Genomic DNA, 17,896 nt, shown 5'->3' with positions numbered 1-17,896 from the left:
TCATTGCCGGGGGGCCGGAATCTGGTCCAGCAGCTGCTTGAGCACCTGGTCGACCTCCAGCCCGTCTATATCCAGTTCTGGCGCAAGGCGTACCCGATGACGCAGTACCGCCAGGGCACAGTCCTTGATGTCATCCGGTGTGACGAACTCGCCTGCGCGTAACAAGGCCCGTGCGCGGGCGCCGCGTACCAGGGCGATGGAGGCTCGCGGGCCGGCGCCTATGGCCAGTCCCGGCCAACTGCGGGTTGCTCGCGCCAGGCGCACGGCATAGTCGAGCACGTGTTCATCCAGGGGCAGTTCACTGGCGATCCGTTGCAGCTGCAGCACGTCCTCGGCCTCCAGCACGGTGCGCAACGGTTGCACGTCCAGCATGTCGGCTCGTGATGAGCGTGTCACTTCGCGCACCATATCCAGTTCCTGCTGCGCATCGGGGTAGTCCATGCGTACCTTGAGCATGAAACGGTCCAGTTCGGCTTCCGGCAGGGGGTAGGTGCCTTCCTGTTCGATGGGATTTTGCGTGGCAAGTACCATGAACGGCTGGCCAATGGGCAGCGCCTCGCCTTCGAGGGTGACTTGCCGTTCCTGCATGGCTTCGAGCAGGGCTGCCTGGGTCTTGGCCGGAGCGCGGTTGATTTCGTCGGCCAGCAACAAGTGGGTGAATACGGGCCCCTTGCGCAGCTTGAACTGTTCGGTGTGCAGGTCGTACACCGCGTGGCCGGTGACATCGCTCGGCATCAGGTCCGGGGTGAACTGGATCCGCGCGAATTCGCCGTCAAAGCAACGGGCCAGGGCACGTACCAGCAAGGTCTTGCCCAGCCCGGGGACACCCTCGAGCAATACGTGGCCGCCGGCGATCAGCGCGGTGAGTACATCATCGATTACCTGATCCTGCCCGATCACCGCCTTGCGCAGTTCAATGCGCAGGGCCTGGGCCTGCTGGCAGGCGCGTTGCAGAGGGTCGCCGGGCAGGGTGTTAGCGCTGGGAAATTCGCTCATAGGGCATTCCTGAGGGTTTGCAGGCACGCCACCTGCCGGCTGAAATCGGCACTGGAAAGCCGTTTCGTCGGGAGTGGGCCGAGGGCCTGGCTGATGACGTGGGAGGGTTGGCGCGTCAGGTGGGCAAGTACTCGCCCCTGTTCCGTATTGTCGAGATGTTCAAAGCCAGGATGACGCCGCCGTGCGGCGCGCAGGATGTCGCGCTGCAAGGCCTGCAACAGTGTGCCTTGGCCGCTGCGACGCAGCAGGAAGTCGGCGCTGGCTTTCAGATGCTCCTGCAATTGCCGGCGTGCCTTGGGGGCGGGCGCCTGGATTGGGCCCTGGCGCATACCTGCCTGCCAGAGTGCCAGGGCAATCAGGGCAATGAGCGCCACCAACGCCTGGGGGAAATAACGCAGCAGCAGGGTGAACAGGTCATCTACGTCGCCGTTGAACAACAAGGTTACGGCAGTGCCCTGGGTCAGATGCCACAGCAGCCAGGCATTGTCGTGTTTGCCAATGTCCGGCGTTTTCCACAGCTCGCTGTCGGTGATCACCGTTACGCGGCCTTGCCCGAGGTCGAGTTGCATCAAGTGGCTCGACCGCGCGCTATTGGCTGAAAATTGTGCCAGGTGCTTGGGGTCGATGAGATTGAAGTCGGTGTCGAAACTGAAATAGACCGGGGCTGTGTCGTTGTCGACATACAGTTTGGTCAGGTCCGGTGCTTTATTTTTGCGGGTCGGGGCCGAGGCGGGGGCGTCGGGTTCATCGCTGAGGACTTGGTGGATAGGCAGGCGATCGAGCAGCAGGTCGCCGCTCTTGCCGGTTTCGTCGTCCCACAGGGCCTCGGCGACTACCAGTAGATGGCCGCCGGACCTGGCCCAGTCCAGGAGTTGCCCTGCCTGGCGTGGCGACATGTTGCCGCGTTCGCCCAGCAACAGCAGGCTGTTGCCCTTGGCGGGCAGGCTCGCCAGGCGTTCCAGGCCATTGGCGCGCTCCACGGCCAGGCCTTGCAGGCGCAGAAAGTGTTCGGCTGCCAGGTAAGGATTGGCCTGGGCTTCCGGGGAGGGGCCGCGGTCCACCACTTCTTCATAGGGGATCGCTTTGCTCCATGCGTAAAAACCGCCCGCTCCAAGCAGGCACGCCAACAGCAGCCCCACCCACAGTAATGGCCGGTTCATCGGACGCCTCCCGCACTGAACAGGGCACGCCAATCGTTGCACAATGTCTGCTGGACTGAGACCGGGGGCAGGTGATGGCCATAGGCGAGGTTTTGCCAGTGCCGCGTCAATTCATCACTGAAGGCCAGCAACTGCGGCTGCTGCAATTGGTGAACCCGTTGCAGGATCTGGCCTTCGGTGTCAGCACTTTTAAGGGGAAGGTTGAAGTCATGCAGCAACCTGCTCAGCAGGCCACGATACAAAAGGCCGAGGGCCTCCCGTGGCTGGGTAGACCAGAGTTGCTCGGCGGCGCTGGCGATATCCTCGGGCAGGGTCTCGGCGCCCAGTTCCAGGCCGAACAATTGCGCGGGTGGTGGTTTCGCTGCTTTGGGTGTACGTGCCCCGCGCAGGCTGACAAAGGTGTGCAACCAGTCCCGATAACGCCAGGCCAGCAGGGCCACGCCACCGATCAGCAGGCTCCATAACAGCACTTCCAGGCCTTGGGCGACAGGCTTGAACGTGTTGCTGTTGAGGTTGTCCAGCAGCGCCTGCAGCCACGCCGGAAGTTTGCCGTCACTGTGTGCCTTGTTTTTAACGACGGGCTTTTCTTCGCCAAAGCGATAGCGTTTGACGGTTTCCGGATTTTTGAAGGGCGGCTTGTCCAGCAGCGACTTGATGGACTGGCTTGCGCTTTGGGGAGGCAGTGGCTTGGCGTCATCCGCCATGGCGGGCAGGTTGAATGGCAGCAAGGTCAGCCCGATCACCAGCACTAACAGTGGCGCCACACTGCTCAGACGCTGGCGCAGGCGGCGGAATACCAGCTCCAGGTCCCACGCCTCCAGCAGGGTGCGGCGATTGAGATAAAGGCTGAAACCACAGGCAACATAGATGGGCTCCCAAAACACCAGGATCAAGGCGTAGAAGGCGTTGCTCAAGTGTTCCAGCCAGACCCCCTCGGAGCCCGTCGCCAGCGCCAGCCGTTGCCAATCCCAATCCAGTTCAAGCTGTTGCGGAATGAATAGATAGAACAGCGCCATGCAGCCGAACCACAGGCCGATTTCCAGGTGCACCCCAACGGTGGTCAACCAGCGCGCGGCTCCTGCATTGCGCTGCAGCAGCACGCCCAGGCGTTTCTGGCGCGCCTGGCCGTCCAGGCCTTCGAGCTGGCTGACCGGCATTACAAAACTGCGGCTGAGGCTAAGTCGGCGCCAGGTCAGGCTGGCCAGCAGTTGGTGGTTAAGCAGTCTTGGCCATTCGCGCACGGCCTGCTTAAGGCTGGGTGTTTCGCCGAACAGGGCTTTGGAGAGGATATATAAAGGCAAGCGGTCGAACGCCGGTTTGAGCCACCAGAACAGGAACATGGCTGTGGACGGGTATTTCCATAGCAACGCGGTAAGCAGGGCAAAAACCGGCAGGGTCACCAGCGCCCAACTGCTCATCAATAGCAGGCGATGTTCCCGGGCCATTAATACCCCAAGGTCCATGGCCTCCCATGCGGTACGCGGGCGAATCGCCACGCTGGCATTACTCAGGCGCATGGCGAGTCCGTCCGGCAAGGGTCAGGTAAGCCGCCACCAGCAGCCAGAGTGCAGCACCCACCAGGTATTTGATCCAAGGGGCGATCTGGGTGGTGGAAGACCAGTAGGCCTCGATAAATGCTGCGATCAGCAGGAACACCATGACACCGCACAGCAATTTCACACTCTTGCGCGCTGCGAGCCGCAGGGATTCGCCACGGGTCAGTTGCCCCGGGGCGATCAACGCCCAGCCCAGTTGCAAGCCTGCGGCACCGGCGAGTGCTATGGCCGTCAACTCAAAGGCCCCATGGCCGATGACAAATGACCAGAAGGTCTGCCCATAGCCGATTTCGGTCAGGTGCCCGGAAACCGCGCCGATGATCAGCCCGTTGAATATCAGGAAAAACACACTGCCCAGGCCGAACAGCAAGCCGGCGGCAAATGTCTGAAAGGCGATACCGATGTTGTGCATGACGTAGTAGCCAAACATCATCCAGTCTTCGCTCGATGCACGTTCGGCGGCGCGCCCCAGCCGGCTGGCCTCGGGGTCATACATGCCCTGCATCTCTGCCACCTGCTGGGGGCTGACAATGCTGTAGATCAGGTCGGGGAACAGGTAGACCAGCAGGGCAATGCCCAGCAGGCTGCCAAAGAACAGCAGGCTGGCAATCAACACGAAACGCCACTGTTCTCGCACCAGACGCGGAAAATCGGCCAGGACGAAACTCAGCACGTTCGCGGCCAATTGGCTGCGGTGGCGATACAGTTGTTGATGGCCGCGCAATGCCAGTTGTTGCAGGGGATCCACCAGGTAACTGCTGTAGCCGCGCTCCTGGGCGAGGGCCAGGAGCTGGCATAGACGCCGGTATTGATGAGGGAAATCGGCCATATCTCTGGCCTTGGCCTTGCCGTGTTCCAACTGCTTCAGTTGTTCGGCAAAAGCTTGCCATTGGTGTTGGTAACGGCTTTCGAAAAGACTCTGCTTCATGTCGGCCCCAGCAGGCCGCGGGCCACACCGTTGAGTTGCTCCACGGCGCGGGCCGGGGACACCTGCAGCGGCGTCGCGAGGATCGAGGCGAGTTCGTGTACCCGTTCAGGGGACAGTTCGCCCTGGCGTTCGGCGAAGCCAAGAATCGCTCGCTGTTCACTCAGGTCCAGGGCAAACGGCAAGCGCAGGGCTGCAGCTTGGGGCACCTGGGGACGTGCCAGAGGCTGTTCGCGGTAGACCACCAAGGTGCCAGCGGCCAGGTCGCCAAGGCGTTTGAAATGAGGATGTTGCAGGCAACTGATTGCGCCGAGAAAGTAGCCGAAAGGCAGCATGTCGACAAACCGCAGGAGGTTGCGGATCAGCGACGCCGACCAGCCTATGGGGGTACCGTCGTCCTGCACGACCCGCAAGCCCATGACCTGTTTGCCCGGTGAGCAGCCCTGGTTGAGTACCTCGAACAGCACCATGTACCACCAACTGACCAGGAACAGCAGAAGCGACCCCAGGCCAACACCTATATTGCCGAGCAACGCCAATGGCACCAGCAGCACGCCCATGATCACTGCACGTGCGCCGAGGTCGAAGGCAAATGCCAGCGCCCGTGGCACCAGGCCGGCTGGGCGCAGCGGCAGGTCGATGCCCTCCGGGGTCTCGATCTGGTAGAGGGTGTCCAATGGGGCTGATGGCATCGCGATCCTTGGCAGTGCAGAGCGGCTGGAGACACGGATGCTAACAGTGTCGGTGATGGAAGCAACTACTCAAGGTTTTGCTGGATGTTTGTACAGTAGAATTGGTGCTGGCCCCAAACACGGCTGAACGCCTAGACTTCGTCGATCTTCAGCACAGGAATAGCCCGTGACCTCCATTTTCTGGTACGACTATGAAACCACCGGCATCAACCCGCGCAGCGATCGCCCACTGCAGGTTGCCGGCATTCGTACGGACCTCGATCTCAACGAGGTCGGCCCGCCGGTCAATCTTTACTGCAAGCCCAGCGACGACATCCTGCCCCATCCCGCCGCCTGTGCCATTACCGGCATCACCCCTGTAACACTGGCGGAAAAAGGCCTGGCCGAGGCCGATTTCATGACCCGTGTACATGCCGAACTGGCGGCCCCGGGGACGTGCGGCGCAGGTTACAACACCTTGCGGTTTGACGACGAAATGACGCGCTACAGCCTGTATCGCAATTTTTTCGACCCCTACGCGCGGGAGTGGCAGGGCGGTAACAGCCGCTGGGACCTGATCGACGTGGTTCGCACTGCCTACGCCCTGCGCCCGGAAGGCATCGAGTGGCCCCAGCAGGACGGGCGCGTGACCCTCAAGCTTGAGCGCCTGACCGCCGCCAACGGGATTGACCACGGCCAGGCCCACGATGCGTTATCCGACGTGCGTGCCACCATCGCCCTGGCTCGCCTGGTGCGCGAGAAGCAGCCCAAGCTGTACGACTGGCTGTTTCAACTGCGCAGCAAGCAACGGGTGATGGACCAGGTGCGCTTGCTGCAACCCATGGTGCATATCTCCGGACGTTTTTCTGCCGAGCGTCATTACCTGGGGGTCGTGCTGCCCCTGGCCTGGCACCCGCGCAACCGCAATGCGCTGATTGTCTGCGACCTTGGGCTCGATCCCCAGGGGCTGCTGGACCTGGATGCCGCTGCCTTGCGCCAACGCCTGTACACCCGTCGTGAGGACCTTGCCGAGGGCGAGCTGCCGGTGCCGCTCAAGTTGGTGCATATCAACCGTTGCCCCGTGGTCGCGCCCTTGAACGTACTGCGGGCCGAGGATCGTGAACGCCTGCAATTGGATATGGATATTTGCCAGGCGCGGGCGCTGCGGCTAACTGACGCACAGGCACTTTGGCGCGATAAGTTGGCAGTCATTTACGCCGAGGAAGATTTTGCACCGAGTTCAGACCCGGAACAGCAGCTTTACGAGGGTTTTATCGGGGATCGTGATCGACGCTTATGCGAGCAAGTCCGGGCGGCTGAGCCTGCGCAATTAGCCAGCCAGCAGTGGCCTTTTGATGATCACCGTTTGCCTGAATTATTGTTTCGCTACCGGGCGCGTAACTTCCCCGATACGCTGAACAGCGAGGAGCTACAACGCTGGAAACTTTTCTGTCAGCAACGTTTGGCAAATCCTGAATTCGGTGCGCCGAATACCTTGGAGGCATTTAATCACGCTCGGCAGGAGTTGGCCGTTAGTGCGACGCCGTTTCAGCAGCAGGTGCTGGAGCAATGGCAGAGATATGCTGACTCTTTAGCCGCTCGTGTGAATCGGTAATAGCGGTTTGTAGAAAAGACGGTCAATAAAAAACGCCAGCAAGCTGGCGTTTTTAATGGGTCGCGTATCAAGCGCAGACCGGGTGAGGCTTAGCCCAGCAGGGTAGCCCAGCCTTCAACCACGTCACCGCCCCACTTGGCTTTCCACTCTTTCAGGGTTTTGTGGTTACCGCCTTTGGTTTCAATCACTTCGCCGTTGTGCGGGTTCTTGTATTGCTTGACCTTGCGAGCACGCTTGGTACCGGTAGTTTTCACGGCGCCACGGGGTGCTTTAACTTTCGACTCTGGATCCAGCAGCGCGATGATGTCACGCAGGGATTTGGAGTATTCACCCATGAGGGTGCGCAGTTTGCCTTCGAATTCCAGCTCGGTTTTCAGTTTGTCATCTTGGGACAGGTTCTTCAAACGAGCTTGCAGCTCTTTGATAGCTTCTTCGGTGGCACGGTATTCGTTGATCAGAGACATGTGGACTACCTTATGTAGAACGCTGATTGACAGGGATAGTGGTCCAATAATAGTCAGGCGGTTTCCCCAAGTAAACATTTAAGCGCGTATTCAGGTGAATTACTTTGAATGTTTGTGAAGACGCTATGCAATCGAGTTAATTAGTAGGGGGCTACCCCGAAAATAATCTCCTTGAAATTTGCATAATTGCTGCAGCGTGCGCTGTTCATTCATATAGCGATGGTAAAACCATGCGCTATTAAGGGACGTGGCCAGGGCAACGGATCAGAATAAGGCTCATCGAATACTGCAGTTTTTCTGCACAATCGCTAGAATGGCGGCCTTTGCGAAGTTCTGGAGTTCCCCCCTAATGCGCACTTTTCGGCTGGTGATTGCTTGCCCGGACCGGGTCGGCATCGTTGCCAAAGTCAGTAACTTTCTGGCCTCCCACAACGGCTGGATCACCGAGGCGAGCCATCACTCGGACAACCTCAGCGGTTGGTTCTTCATGCGTCACGAAATCCGTGCCGACACGCTGCCCTTTGGTCTTGAAGCGTTCCGCGAGGCATTTGCGCCCATCGCAGAAGAGTTTTCGATGACCTGGCACATCACCGACACCGAGCAGAAAAAGCGCGTGGTGTTGATGGCCAGCCGCGAATCCCACTGCCTGGCCGACTTGCTGCACCGCTGGCACAGCGACGAGCTGGACTGCGAGATCGCGTGCGTGATCTCCAACCATGACGACCTGCGCAGCATGGTCGAGTGGCATGGCATTCCCTATTACCATGTGCCGGTCAACCCGCAGGACAAGGAGCCGGCATTCGCCGAGGTCTCTCGCCTGGTCAAGCAGCATGAGGCCGACGTGGTTGTGCTGGCGCGCTACATGCAAATCCTGCCGCCTGAGCTGTGCCGCGAATACGCAGGCAAGGTGATCAACATTCACCACAGCTTCCTGCCTTCGTTCGTGGGGGCCAAGCCTTACCACCAGGCTTCCCTGCGTGGCGTGAAGTTGATTGGCGCAACCTGCCATTACGTCACTGAAGAGCTTGATGCCGGTCCGATCATCGAGCAGGACGTGGTGCGTGTCAGCCACAGTGACAGCATTGAGGACATGGTGCGGTTTGGCCGTGATGTCGAGAAGATGGTGCTGGCCCGTGGCCTGCGCTATCACTTGGAAGACCGCGTGCTGGTGCACGGCAACAAGACGGTCGTATTCTGATTCAAGCGTCTTGGTTGAACAAAGAAGGGCCTGGGCGTTAAATCGCTGCAGGCCCTTTTTCATTCCCCGCACTTTTCAGGACCAGGCCATGACCGACCCACTTGATAAAGCCACGTCCAAGGCGCCTGCTACGTTGGGTGAGGGCTGCCTGAGTCGTTACGACCCGGAGGCGCTGGAGCCGGAAGACGGTACGGACTTTCCGGGAGCAGCCGAGCTGTGGGAGCAATTGCACGAGGCCGATGAATTGCCCGTTTCCCCTGGCCGAGGTGCTTGAGCGACCACCTGTTCAGCCAGCCAGGCAGCCTTGGTCAGCGGTGTTCGCCCTGCGTTGAGTAGGCGTTGTACGGTTTCAAGCCAATAGCAGCGAGAGAATGCGTGGCGCATGTCCACCGGGTGCACGCCCAGGCGAATCACCGGGGCGGCGTGCCAGCGCTGTTCGCGACGATCGCTGATGACTCTGGACACCCCTCGGCGCCATGCACTGCGCGCACTCCAGGTCAGGCCCGGGGCGTCGATCGGCGTGAAATCGGGCAGTCGATACAGATGCTGCGGGCTGCTGGTGTAGCTCAGCGGTAGTTGGCGCAGGGCCTCGCGAGTGCCCTGGCTCATTAACCAGGCGGGTGCGACGAAGCCGTGCAACGGCCAGTCATGACGCCGGAATACTTCAATGCCATCCTGAAGACGATCAAGAGCCTGGGCTTGAGACAGTTGATAGAACTCAGCCTCATGGGTGTAGAGGCGGCGCATGAACCAGTCTTTGGGGGTGCGCGGTGCCGGTTGATCATCGCAATGGTAGTAACCGTGCAAGGCAAGTTCATCGCCCTTGATCACGCGGCGATCCAGCAGGCGTTGAAAATCGCCGTGGGCAGTCAAGGCGTCGCGATGATGGAAGTCCGGCACCACCAACCATGTGATTGGTACGGCACCCAGGGCATCGACGGCTTCGACAAAGGGCCGATAGTCGGCCCAGTTGTGCGGCGCCACATCGTGCAGCACCAGTAATACCGAGCGCTCATGCATGGGAAGGCATCGGCTTGTGACTGCCCAGTACCGCGTGGTAGTGGCCGAGCAGGCTGTCGACCACCGTATACCAGGCGTAATGTTGTTCTACATGACGCCGAGCCTGAGCGCCCAGGCGCCTGCTGCCGAGGTTGAACAGCTCGCGCACCGTATCGGCCATCGCCCTTGGATTGTTTGGCGCGCACAGCAGGCCGCAGCGTTCGTCGACTATCTCCGTGAACGCGCCAGCCGCCACCGCGATTACCGGTATGCCGCAAGCCATGGCTTCGAGGATGACCAGGCCAAAGGTTTCCTGGTCGCCGCCATGCAGCAAGGCATCGGCACTGGCCATCAGCCGGGCGACATGCTGTGCCGGGCGAAACCCCTCGATGACGGTGACATTGGCCGGCACGCTGGTCGGCATGCCGGAGCCCACCAGCACCAAGTGATAGCCGTCCCCCAGCCGTTTCATGCAGCGAAGCAGGATCGGCAGGTTTTTTTCCTTGGAACCGCGCCCCGCAAAGATCAGCAGGCGGGTGTCTGCGCCGATCCCCAGCTCGGCGCGCAGGCCTGGGTCGCGGGCGTCAGGGGTAAAGGTTTGCAGGTCGACGCCCAGTGGTTGGACGAACACATTCTTCACGCCGAGCCCCATGAGCTTGTCGGCCATTACCTGGCTGGGCGCCAGTACTCGGTCGAAACTTCCATAGAGTTTGCTGACATAGGCTTCAACGTTCGGGGCAAACCAAGACCCCATGCGGTTGCTCACCAGTAGCGGTAAGTCGGAGTGGTAAAAGCCGATCACCGGCACATCCAGCTGGCGCCGGGCATCCAGCGCGGCCCAGGCGGTGAGATAGGGATCACCTACCTCGATCAGATCGGGCTGTAAATCGTGCAGGACATTTCGCCAAGGGGCGAGGCGAAGGGGGAAGCGGTAGCCTTTGCCGAAGGGCAGCGCGGGAGCCGGTACCTTGAAGATGCCATCCTGGTTGCTCCATTGCGCGCCAGGAATCAACAGGCTATGGCGAATGCCGGGCTTGAGCCCCAGGCGTCGGTGCTTGGCGTCCAGGTAAGTGCGCACGCCGCCGCTTGTCGGGGCGTAGAACATGGTTATGTCAGCGATATGCACGATGAACATCCCTCCGATCCATTGCTCTCCTAACGTGGACCTGAGCTAAGGATAGATGTTCGGTTGGCGTTCATCGTGAAAACAGTGCAGGAGCCTGACCGGCTCCTGCGGTAGTTCAGATCCGGAAGCTGCCCACCAGCTGTTTCAACCGTGCCGCCTGCTGTTCCAGGTCGGCGCAGGCGCGCAGCGTCGATTGCAGGTTTTCCACGCCTTCCTGATTGAGGGTGTTGATCTCGGTGATGTCCATGTTGATCGACTCCACGACCGAGGTCTGCTCTTCGGTCGCGGTGGCCACCGACTGGTTCATGCCGTCGATCTCGCCAATGCGCTGGGTCACGCTGTTCAAGCGTTCGCCGGCCAGGTTGGCGATTTCCACGCTGTCATGACTGTGGCGCTGGCTGTCGCTCATGGTGCTGACCGAGTCACGGGCACCGATTTGCAGTTCCTCGATCATCTTTTGTACCTGCTGTGCCGACTCCTGGGTGCGATGGGCCAGGTTGCGCACTTCATCGGCGACCACCGCAAACCCGCGCCCGGCTTCCCCGGCGCGTGCGGCTTCGATGGCGGCATTCAGTGCCAGCAGGTTGGTTTGCTGGGAAATACTGGTGATTACCTCAAGAATCTGGCCGATATTCACCGTCTTGCTGTTAAGTGCTTCGATATTGCTGCTTGAGGCACTGATCATTGCAGACAGCTGAGTCATCGCCTTGATATTGCGTTCAACTACCTGTTGACCGTCTTCGGCCAATTGCCGTGCGTCACTGGCCTGGTTGGAGGCTTGTGCGGCGTTACGCGCGATTTCCTGTGCGGCGGCGCCCAGTTCGTTGATCGCGGCGGCAACGCTGTTGGTACGGTTGGCCTGTTCGTCGGAATTGACCATCGACGAGTTGGACGCACTGACAACCCGCAGTGCGACTTCATTCACCTGTTGGGTGGCCGAGGACACTTCGCGGATGGACGTATGAATCCGCTCCACGAAGCGGTTGAATGCAGTGCCCAGGGTGCCGAACTCATCGTGATTCTGGATGGCCAGGCGGCGAGTCAGGTCACCTTCGCCGTCGGCGATGTCTTGCATGGCACGGGTCATGAGGTGCAGCGGTTGCAACAGCACGCGAATCAGCATGCCCAACAAGGCAATGATGATCACCACCGCAATGAGCGTGGCGATCACCGCCGAGGTGCGAAATTCGCTGAGCATGGCGAAGGATTTGTCTTTATCCACCGAAATGCCCAGGTACCAGTTCACCGACGGCAGGCCCTTGATTGGTGTGAAGGTCACGATGTTGTCCTTGCCATTGGCTTGGACTTCACTGAAGTCGCCGCTGATCTTCGGCGTGTTTTTTGGATACATGTCGGCCAGGGTTTTCATCACCAGGCTTTTGTCCGGGTGTACCAGCACCTTGCCGTCGGCGCTGACCAGGAACGCGTAGCCCATGCCGCCGAAGTTCAGCGCGCCGATGTTATCCACCAGGGTTTGCAGGCTCAGGTCGCCGCCCACCACGCCAATGCTCTGGCCGCCTTTAGCGCTGGGGGTGGCGATGGAGATGATCAACTGCCCCGTAGCGGCATCGATATACGGTTCGGTCAGCGTCGAGCCGTTGCTGCTTTGGGCGCCCTTGTACCAAGGCCGAACGCGTGGGTCGAAGCCATCTGGCATCTTCGTGTCGGGGCGGATGGTGAAGGCCCCTTTGCTATCGCCCACGTAGGTAGCCATGAAGGACGACGTCAGGGCTTTCTGTTCCAGCAAGCTGGCAACGGTCGAAGGCTCAGGGTTGATGGCGATGTTTTGCGCCGCGTTTTCCACCAGCGCAATGCGCCCGGTGAGCCAGGTCTGAATGTTGCTGGCGGTGACATCGCCCATTTCATGCAGGTAATTGTTAAGGTCGTCGCGAATGGCATTGCGTTGCAGGTAGTCGTTGTAGAGGGTGAACAGTGCGAAGGCCGCGATGACGATAAGGGAGGCTGCAAGCAGGATTTTATGGCTGAAACGCAGATTTTTATTCATAGCTTGAAGGGTCCGCTCAGGTCTTAATATCCGAAGCGCGTCCTTGTGGAACACGCGGGAGGGTAGCGTCAAAAAAGGTTGATATTTCCGTTGGTCCCTGTAGGAACTATCTGAGCGTTTTTTAGACTTTGTAGGTCTCACATCTGTCTTATCGACCTGGCGACATTAAAGATTAACCATGGGTGACGAAATGCCTGACTCCACGCAACTCCTTATCGGTGCCGGTCTTGACGGCCAGCCCATTGCCCAGGCCATGCGCCTGGCCAACCGTCACGGTTTGATCGCCGGCGCCACGGGCACAGGCAAGACGGTCACGTTGCAACGTCTGGCCGAAGCGTTCAGTGATGCGGGCGTCGCGGTATTTGCCGCAGATATCAAAGGTGACCTCTGTGGCCTGGGTGCCGCCGCCAACCCTCAGGGCAAAGTCGCAGAGCGCATCGCCGGCATGCCGTTCCTTAATTACACGGCCAAGGCGTATCCCGTCACGCTGTGGGATATCCACGGGCAGTCCGGTCATCCATTGCGCACCACCATCAGCGAAATGGGGCCGTTGTTGCTCGGCAGTTTGCTGGAGCTCACGGACAGCCAGCAGTCGGCCCTTTACGCGGCGTTCAAGGTGGCGGATCGCGAAGGCCTGTTGCTGCTGGATCTCAAGGACCTCAAGGCCCTGCTCAACCACCTGCGTTATCACCCGGAGTTGCTCGGCGAGGATGCGGCGCTGATGACCACCGGCTCCAGCCAGGCGCTGTTGCGGCGTCTGGCAGTATTGGAGCAGCAGGGCGCCGAGGCGTTGTTTGGCGAGCCGGCCCTGCAGCTTGAAGACATCTTGCAGCCCACCCGCGAGGGACGCGGGCGTATCCATCTGCTGGACGCCAGCCGCCTGGTGCATGAAGCGCCGAAGGTGTACGCGACCTTCCTGTTGTGGTTGTTGGCGGAATTGTTCGAGCAACTGCCCGAGCGCGGCGACGCCGACAAACCGTTGCTCGCGCTGTTTTTCGACGAGGCGCATTTGTTGTTTGCCGACACGCCCAAGGCTTTGCAAGAGCGCTTGGAACAAGTGGTGCGGCTGATCCGTTCCAAGGGCGTGGGGGTGTATTTCGTCACCCAATCGCCGGGCGACCTGCCGGACTCCGTGCTGGCGCAACTGGGTTTGCGCATCCAGCATGGCCTGCGGGCGTTCACCACGAAAGAACAGAAATCCTTGCGAGCGGTTGCAGACGGGTTCCGGCCGAACCCGGCGTTTGATGCGTTATCGGTGTTGACCGAGCTGGGCACGGGTGAGGCATTGGTGGGCACCTTGCAGGAAAAAGGTACGCCGGAAGTCGTCCAACGCGTACTGGTCGCGCCGCCGCAATCGCGAATCGGGCCGCTCAGTTCGGCTGAACGCGCTGCATTGGTGGCCAGTTCGCCCTTGCAGGGGCGCTATGACAAGCCGATTGATCGCGAGTCGGCCTATGAAGTGTTGATGGCGCGCAAGGCGCTTGGACCGACCGAAGAGGCCAGGCAGGCCGACGAGGAGCCCAGTTTCACTGACAAGGCCGGGGCGTTTCTGGGAACCACCGCAGGCAAGGCGCTGAAATCCGCGATGCAGCAGGCCGCCAATCAGATGGGGCGCCAACTGGTGCGTGGTTTGCTGGGGTCTTTGCTGGGCGGCAGTAAGCGCAAGTAGCGGTTCAAGGTTTGGGCTTGCCATGGGCGGCCAGCCGCTCAAGTGCCGCGCGCAAGCCTGGATCGCTGATGCCGTCGGCCGTGGCCTGAATCGTCTCGGCCGCCGTCTCCGACAAGTCCATCGTGTGGCCCGCCGCGCCTTGCTGCACGGTCGGCGGCTGCACCTTGAACTGGATGCGCGTCAAGCTGGCGAACTCATCGAATGCCATCAATTGACGCTGCAGGCGTTTTTGCTGATAGCGCAGGCGGGTCGCCCAGTGACCATCTGTGACAATCAGCAACAGGTTGCCTTCACGCCAGGACGCCACGTGGCAATGCTCACGGGCGGCCGGTTGAAGTTGGCTTTCGAGCAGGCGTTGCAAATGGCCCAAGCGTTGCGCATGGCCAAAGATGGCTTTCAACGGCTTGGCTTCGCGAAGCAACACGCTGGGCGCGCGGGCTGTAAGAGGGCGAAATGCCATGATTGGACACCTTAAGTAACAGAGCGGCCATCTTAGCAGAAAGCGTCTACGCGGCCCCGGGCAATGCATTGCCGGGGCTTTATCCACAAAATCAATGAGCTCCACGGGTTGAAGTTCGCGCAAAAGCCCTTATTTTAAACAAGCCCTCTCACAGCCCCTTGCCCGCCTTCGGGGAACAACGCCACTTTCCTCACCCACGATTCCGGGTAGAATGCGCGTTCGCATGCGGCCGTGAGGGCTGCTCGGGCCACTCACGGTGCGCCCTCCATCCCTATGTGTGGAAGAACCTGCCGATATGTTTGCGCCTTTGTTAAAGAAACTTTTTGGAAGCAAGAATGAGCGCGAAGTCAAACGCATGCTCAAGACGGTGCAGCTGGTCAATGCCTTCGAAGAGCAGATGGTTGCCCTTTCGGACGAGCAATTGCGCGCCAAGACCGAAGAGTTCAAGGCCCGCATAGCCAAAGGTGAAACCCTCGACAAGCTGCTTCCCGAAGCCTTTGCGGTTGCCCGTGAAGCCGGTAAGCGTGTCATGGGCATGCGCCACTTCGACGTCCAGTTGATCGGCGGCATGACCTTGCATGAAGGCATGATTGCCGAAATGCGTACCGGTGAAGGCAAGACCCTGGTAGCGACCCTGGGTGTTTACCTCAACGCACTGTCCGGCAAGGGCGTGCACGTTGTGACGGTGAACGACTACCTGGCTCGCCGGGACGCCAACTGGATGCGCCCGCTGTATGAGTTCCTCGGCCTGACCGTAGGCGTGGTAACGCCGTTCCAGCCGCCGGAAGAGAAGCGCGCCGCCTACGCCGCCGACATCACCTACGGTACCAACAACGAATTCGGTTTCGACTACCTGCGCGACAACATGGCGTTCAGCATGGAAGAAAAATTCCAGCGCGAACTCAACTTTGCCGTGATCGACGAAGTCGACTCCATCCTCATCGACGAAGCCCGTACCCCGCTGATCATCTCCGGCCAGGCCGAAGACAGCTCGCGCCTTTACACCGAGATCAACAAGTTGATCCCGCGCCTTGAGCAGCACATCGAGGAAGTGGAAGGCGTGGTGACCAAAGAAGGTCACTTCACCATCGACGAGAAGACCCGCCAGGTCGAACTCAACGAAGCCGGTCACCAGTTCGTCGAAGACATGCTGACCCAGATCGGCCTGCTGGCCGAAGGCGAGAGCCTGTACTCGGCCCATAACCTGGGCCTGCTGACCCACGTGTATGCCGGCCTGCGTGCCCACAAGCTGTTCCATCGCAACGTCGAATACATCGTGCAGGATGGCCAGGTCGTACTGGTCGACGAACACACCGGCCGTACCATGCCGGGCCGTCGTCTGTCCGAAGGCCTGCACCAGGCCATCGAAGCCAAGGAAATGCTCAACATCCAGGCCGAAAGCCAGACGTTGGCGTCCACCACCTTCCAGAACTACTTCCGCCTGTACAACAAGCTGTCCGGCATGACCGGTACCGCCGACACCGAAGCGTTCGAATTCCACCAGATCTACGGCCTGTCGGTGGTGGTCATCCCGCCGAACAAGCCGCTGGCCCGTAAAGATTTCAACGACCTGGTGTTCCTGACCGCCGAAGAGAAATACGCGGCGATCATCAACGATATCAAGGACGGCATGGCCCAGGGTCGTCCGATCCTGGTAGGTACCGCCACCATCGAGACTTCCGAGCACGTGTCCAACCTGCTCAACAAGGAAGGTATCGAGCACAAGGTCCTCAACGCCAAGTTCCACGAAAAAGAAGCCGAGATCATCGCCCAGGCCGGTCGCCCGGGTGCGCTGACCATCGCCACCAACATGGCCGGTCGTGGTACCGACATCCTGCTGGGCGGCAACTGGGAAGTGGAAGTGGCTTCGCTGGACGATCCGACCCCTGAGCAGATCGCCCAGATCAAGGCTGACTGGCAGAAACGCCACCAGGCCGTGCTGGAATCCGGTGGCTTGCAGGTGATCGCATCCGAGCGCCACGAATCCCGTCGTATCGACAACCAGCTGCGCGGTCGTGCCGGCCGCCAGGGTGACGCCGGTTCCAGCCGTTTCTACCTGTCCCTGGAAGACAGCCTGATGCGCATCTTCGCCTCGGATCGGGTGAAGAACTTCATGAAGGCCCTGGGCATGCAGTCCGGTGAAGCGATCGAGCACCGCATGGTGACCAACGCCATCGAGAAGGCCCAGCGCAAGGTAGAAGGCCGTAACTTCGACATTCGTAAGCAACTGCTCGAGTTCGATGACGTCAACAACGAACAGCGTAAAGTGATCTATCACATGCGTAACACGTTGCTGGCCGCCGACAACATTGGCGAAACCATCGCCGATTTCCGTCAGGACGTGCTCAACGCCACTGTCAGCGCACATATCCCGCCACAATCGCTGCCTGAACAGTGGGATGTCGCCGGTCTGGAAGCTGCGTTGAAGAGCGACTTCGGTGTCGACTTGCCGGTCCAGCAATGGCTCGACGAAGACGACCACCTGTACGAGGAAACCCTGCGCGAGAAGCTCATGACCGAGCTGCTGGCCGCGTACAACGAGAAAGAAGAGCAGGCGAGTGCCGAAGCACTGCGCACCTTCGAGAAGCAAATCGTACTGCGCGTGCTGGACGACCTGTGGAAAGACCACCTGTCGACCATGGATCACCTGCGTCACGGCATCCACCTGCGTGGCTATGCCCAGAAGAACCCGAAGCAGGAGTACAAGCGCGAGTCGTTCACGCTGTTCTCCGAGTTGCTGGATTCGATCAAGCGCGATTCGATTCGCGTGCTGTCCCACGTTCAGGTGCGTCGCGAAGACCCGATCGAGGAAGAAGCGCGCCTGCGCCAGGAGGCCGAGGCACTGGCTGCGCGCATGCAGTTCCAGCACGACGAGGCACCCGGTCTGGAAGCGCCTGAAGTGTTGGGTGAAGAGGTCGATGTGGCCCTGGCCCAGACCCCGGTTCGTAACGAGCAGAAGCTGGGCCGCAACGAACTGTGCTGGTGCGGTTCGGGCAAGAAGTACAAACACTGCCACGGCGAAATCAACTAAGATTTTTGCCTGACGCTGCTA

The 17,896-nt window shown here is 60.2% G+C and carries 14 protein-coding genes and 2 pseudogenes; 5 read left to right on the top strand and 11 right to left on the bottom strand.

Translation table 11 applies throughout. From position 1 onward, the window contains the following. The 5 genes from BLW22_RS23490 to BLW22_RS23470 are packed head-to-tail and all read right to left on the bottom strand — an operon-like array spanning window position 1 to window position 5,329. Complete coding sequence (locus BLW22_RS23490; protein ID WP_074847548.1) at window positions 1-996, bottom strand: AAA family ATPase; 996 nt, start codon at window positions 994-996, stop codon at window positions 1-3. Next, window positions 993-2,156: a DUF4350 domain-containing protein gene (locus BLW22_RS23485; RefSeq protein ID WP_074847547.1), complete on the bottom strand. Its 1,164-nt coding sequence runs from the start codon at window positions 2,154-2,156 to the stop codon at window positions 993-995. The genes BLW22_RS23490 and BLW22_RS23485 overlap by 4 nt, the downstream gene beginning before the upstream one ends. Next, window positions 2,153-3,673, bottom strand: coding sequence for a DUF4129 domain-containing protein (locus BLW22_RS23480; RefSeq protein WP_074847546.1), 1,521 nt, complete (start codon window positions 3,671-3,673; stop codon window positions 2,153-2,155). The genes BLW22_RS23485 and BLW22_RS23480 overlap by 4 nt, the downstream gene beginning before the upstream one ends. Next, the gene (locus tag BLW22_RS23475; RefSeq protein WP_074848232.1) at window positions 3,660-4,640 is read right to left on the bottom strand and encodes a stage II sporulation protein M; all 981 of its coding nucleotides are present in this window, start codon (window positions 4,638-4,640) and stop codon (window positions 3,660-3,662) included. The genes BLW22_RS23480 and BLW22_RS23475 overlap by 14 nt, the downstream gene beginning before the upstream one ends. Next, on the bottom strand, window positions 4,637-5,329 hold the full coding sequence (locus BLW22_RS23470; RefSeq protein ID WP_065925881.1) for an RDD family protein: 693 nt from the start codon (window positions 5,327-5,329) through the stop codon (window positions 4,637-4,639). Before BLW22_RS23470 ends, BLW22_RS23475 begins: the two co-directional genes overlap by 4 nt. A 166-nt stretch (window positions 5,330-5,495) precedes the next feature. Between BLW22_RS23470 and sbcB the strand changes: the two genes are divergently transcribed. Continuing rightward, entirely contained in the window at window positions 5,496-6,923 is a 1,428-nt protein-coding gene (gene sbcB, locus BLW22_RS23465) for an exodeoxyribonuclease I (protein WP_065947887.1), read from the top strand. 89 nt (window positions 6,924-7,012) lie between these two features. On the opposite strand, the gene mvaT is transcribed toward sbcB, so the two are convergent. Continuing rightward, window positions 7,013-7,387, bottom strand: coding sequence for a histone-like nucleoid-structuring protein MvaT (mvaT, locus tag BLW22_RS23460; protein ID WP_003175830.1), 375 nt, complete (start codon window positions 7,385-7,387; stop codon window positions 7,013-7,015). A gap of 349 nt (window positions 7,388-7,736) precedes the next feature. Here mvaT and purU point away from each other — a divergent pair, with 349 nt between their 5' ends. Together purU and BLW22_RS35470 are read left to right on the top strand one after the other, a co-directional pair. After that, window positions 7,737-8,585 carry a formyltetrahydrofolate deformylase gene (gene purU, locus BLW22_RS23455; RefSeq protein WP_015885632.1) on the top strand — a complete coding sequence of 283 codons (849 nt, stop codon included), beginning with the start codon at window positions 7,737-7,739 and terminating at the stop codon, window positions 8,583-8,585. Window positions 8,586-8,673: 88 nt separating this feature from the next. Beyond that, on the top strand, window positions 8,674-8,859 hold the full coding sequence (locus tag BLW22_RS35470; RefSeq protein WP_074847545.1) for a hypothetical protein: 186 nt from the start codon (window positions 8,674-8,676) through the stop codon (window positions 8,857-8,859). An 8-nt stretch (window positions 8,860-8,867) separates the two neighbouring features. Here BLW22_RS35470 and BLW22_RS23445 read toward each other — a convergent pair. The 4 genes and pseudogenes from BLW22_RS23445 to BLW22_RS36060 all read right to left on the bottom strand — a co-directional run. Further along, window positions 8,868-9,605, bottom strand: a pseudogene (locus tag BLW22_RS23445) (DUF2334 domain-containing protein); the annotation flags it as partial. Continuing rightward, window positions 9,598-10,719 (bottom strand): N-acetylglucosaminyl phosphatidylglycerol synthase, encoded by a 1,122-nt coding sequence (locus BLW22_RS23440; RefSeq protein ID WP_074847544.1) that lies wholly within the window; start codon window positions 10,717-10,719, stop codon window positions 9,598-9,600. The gene BLW22_RS23440 and the pseudogene BLW22_RS23445, both read right to left, overlap by 8 nt. Before the next feature lie 106 nt (window positions 10,720-10,825). After that, window positions 10,826-11,590, bottom strand: coding sequence for a methyl-accepting chemotaxis protein (locus BLW22_RS36065; protein WP_370671262.1), 765 nt, complete (start codon window positions 11,588-11,590; stop codon window positions 10,826-10,828). 93 nt (window positions 11,591-11,683) lie between these two features. Next, window positions 11,684-12,715: pseudogene (locus tag BLW22_RS36060) on the bottom strand (HAMP domain-containing protein); the annotation flags it as partial. Window positions 12,716-12,905: 190 nt separating this feature from the next. Between BLW22_RS36060 and BLW22_RS23430 the strand changes: the two are divergent. After that, window positions 12,906-14,384, top strand: a complete 1,479-nt coding sequence (locus BLW22_RS23430; protein ID WP_065925936.1) for a helicase HerA-like domain-containing protein — start codon at window positions 12,906-12,908, stop codon at window positions 14,382-14,384. 4 nt (window positions 14,385-14,388) lie between these two features. On the opposite strand, the gene BLW22_RS23425 is transcribed toward BLW22_RS23430, so the two are convergent. Beyond that, window positions 14,389-14,844: a DUF721 domain-containing protein gene (locus BLW22_RS23425; RefSeq protein WP_027605525.1), complete on the bottom strand. Its 456-nt coding sequence runs from the start codon at window positions 14,842-14,844 to the stop codon at window positions 14,389-14,391. A 295-nt stretch (window positions 14,845-15,139) separates the two neighbouring features. On the opposite strand from BLW22_RS23425, the gene secA reads away from it, so the two are divergent. After that, on the top strand, window positions 15,140-17,875 hold the full coding sequence (secA, locus tag BLW22_RS23420) for a preprotein translocase subunit SecA (RefSeq protein ID WP_027605526.1): 2,736 nt from the start codon (window positions 15,140-15,142) through the stop codon (window positions 17,873-17,875). The last annotated feature ends 21 nt before the right edge of the window (window positions 17,876-17,896 follow it).

The sequence above is a fragment of the Pseudomonas marginalis genome (assembly GCF_900105325.1).
Taxonomy (GTDB): Bacteria; Pseudomonadota; Gammaproteobacteria; order Pseudomonadales; family Pseudomonadaceae; genus Aquipseudomonas; species Aquipseudomonas marginalis.
The sequence above is the reverse complement of the archived record's forward strand: the minus strand, read 5'-3'. Positions and strand labels throughout refer to the sequence as shown.

Excerpts from the sequence above, each read along its gene's own strand:
- BLW22_RS23490 (WP_074847548.1), bottom strand. The coding sequence starts at position 996 with ATGAGCGAATTTCCCAGCGCTAACACCCTGCCCGGCGACCCTCTGCAA.
- BLW22_RS23485 (WP_074847547.1), bottom strand. The coding sequence starts at position 2,156 with ATGAACCGGCCATTACTGTGGGTGGGGCTGCTGTTGGCGTGCCTGCTT.
- BLW22_RS23480 (WP_074847546.1), bottom strand. The coding sequence starts at position 3,673 with ATGCGCCTGAGTAATGCCAGCGTGGCGATTCGCCCGCGTACCGCATGG.
- BLW22_RS23475 (WP_074848232.1), bottom strand. The coding sequence starts at position 4,640 with ATGAAGCAGAGTCTTTTCGAAAGCCGTTACCAACACCAATGGCAAGCT.
- BLW22_RS23470 (WP_065925881.1), bottom strand. The coding sequence starts at position 5,329 with ATGCCATCAGCCCCATTGGACACCCTCTACCAGATCGAGACCCCGGAG.
- mvaT (WP_003175830.1), bottom strand. The coding sequence starts at position 7,387 with ATGTCTCTGATCAACGAATACCGTGCCACCGAAGAAGCTATCAAAGAG.
- purU (WP_015885632.1), top strand. The coding sequence starts at position 7,737 with ATGCGCACTTTTCGGCTGGTGATTGCTTGCCCGGACCGGGTCGGCATC.
- BLW22_RS35470 (WP_074847545.1), top strand. The coding sequence starts at position 8,674 with ATGACCGACCCACTTGATAAAGCCACGTCCAAGGCGCCTGCTACGTTG.
- BLW22_RS23440 (WP_074847544.1), bottom strand. The coding sequence starts at position 10,719 with ATGTTCATCGTGCATATCGCTGACATAACCATGTTCTACGCCCCGACA.
- BLW22_RS36065 (WP_370671262.1), bottom strand. The coding sequence starts at position 11,590 with ATGGTCAATTCCGACGAACAGGCCAACCGTACCAACAGCGTTGCCGCC.
- BLW22_RS23430 (WP_065925936.1), top strand. The coding sequence starts at position 12,906 with ATGCCTGACTCCACGCAACTCCTTATCGGTGCCGGTCTTGACGGCCAG.
- BLW22_RS23425 (WP_027605525.1), bottom strand. The coding sequence starts at position 14,844 with ATGGCATTTCGCCCTCTTACAGCCCGCGCGCCCAGCGTGTTGCTTCGC.
- secA (WP_027605526.1), top strand. The coding sequence starts at position 15,140 with ATGTTTGCGCCTTTGTTAAAGAAACTTTTTGGAAGCAAGAATGAGCGC.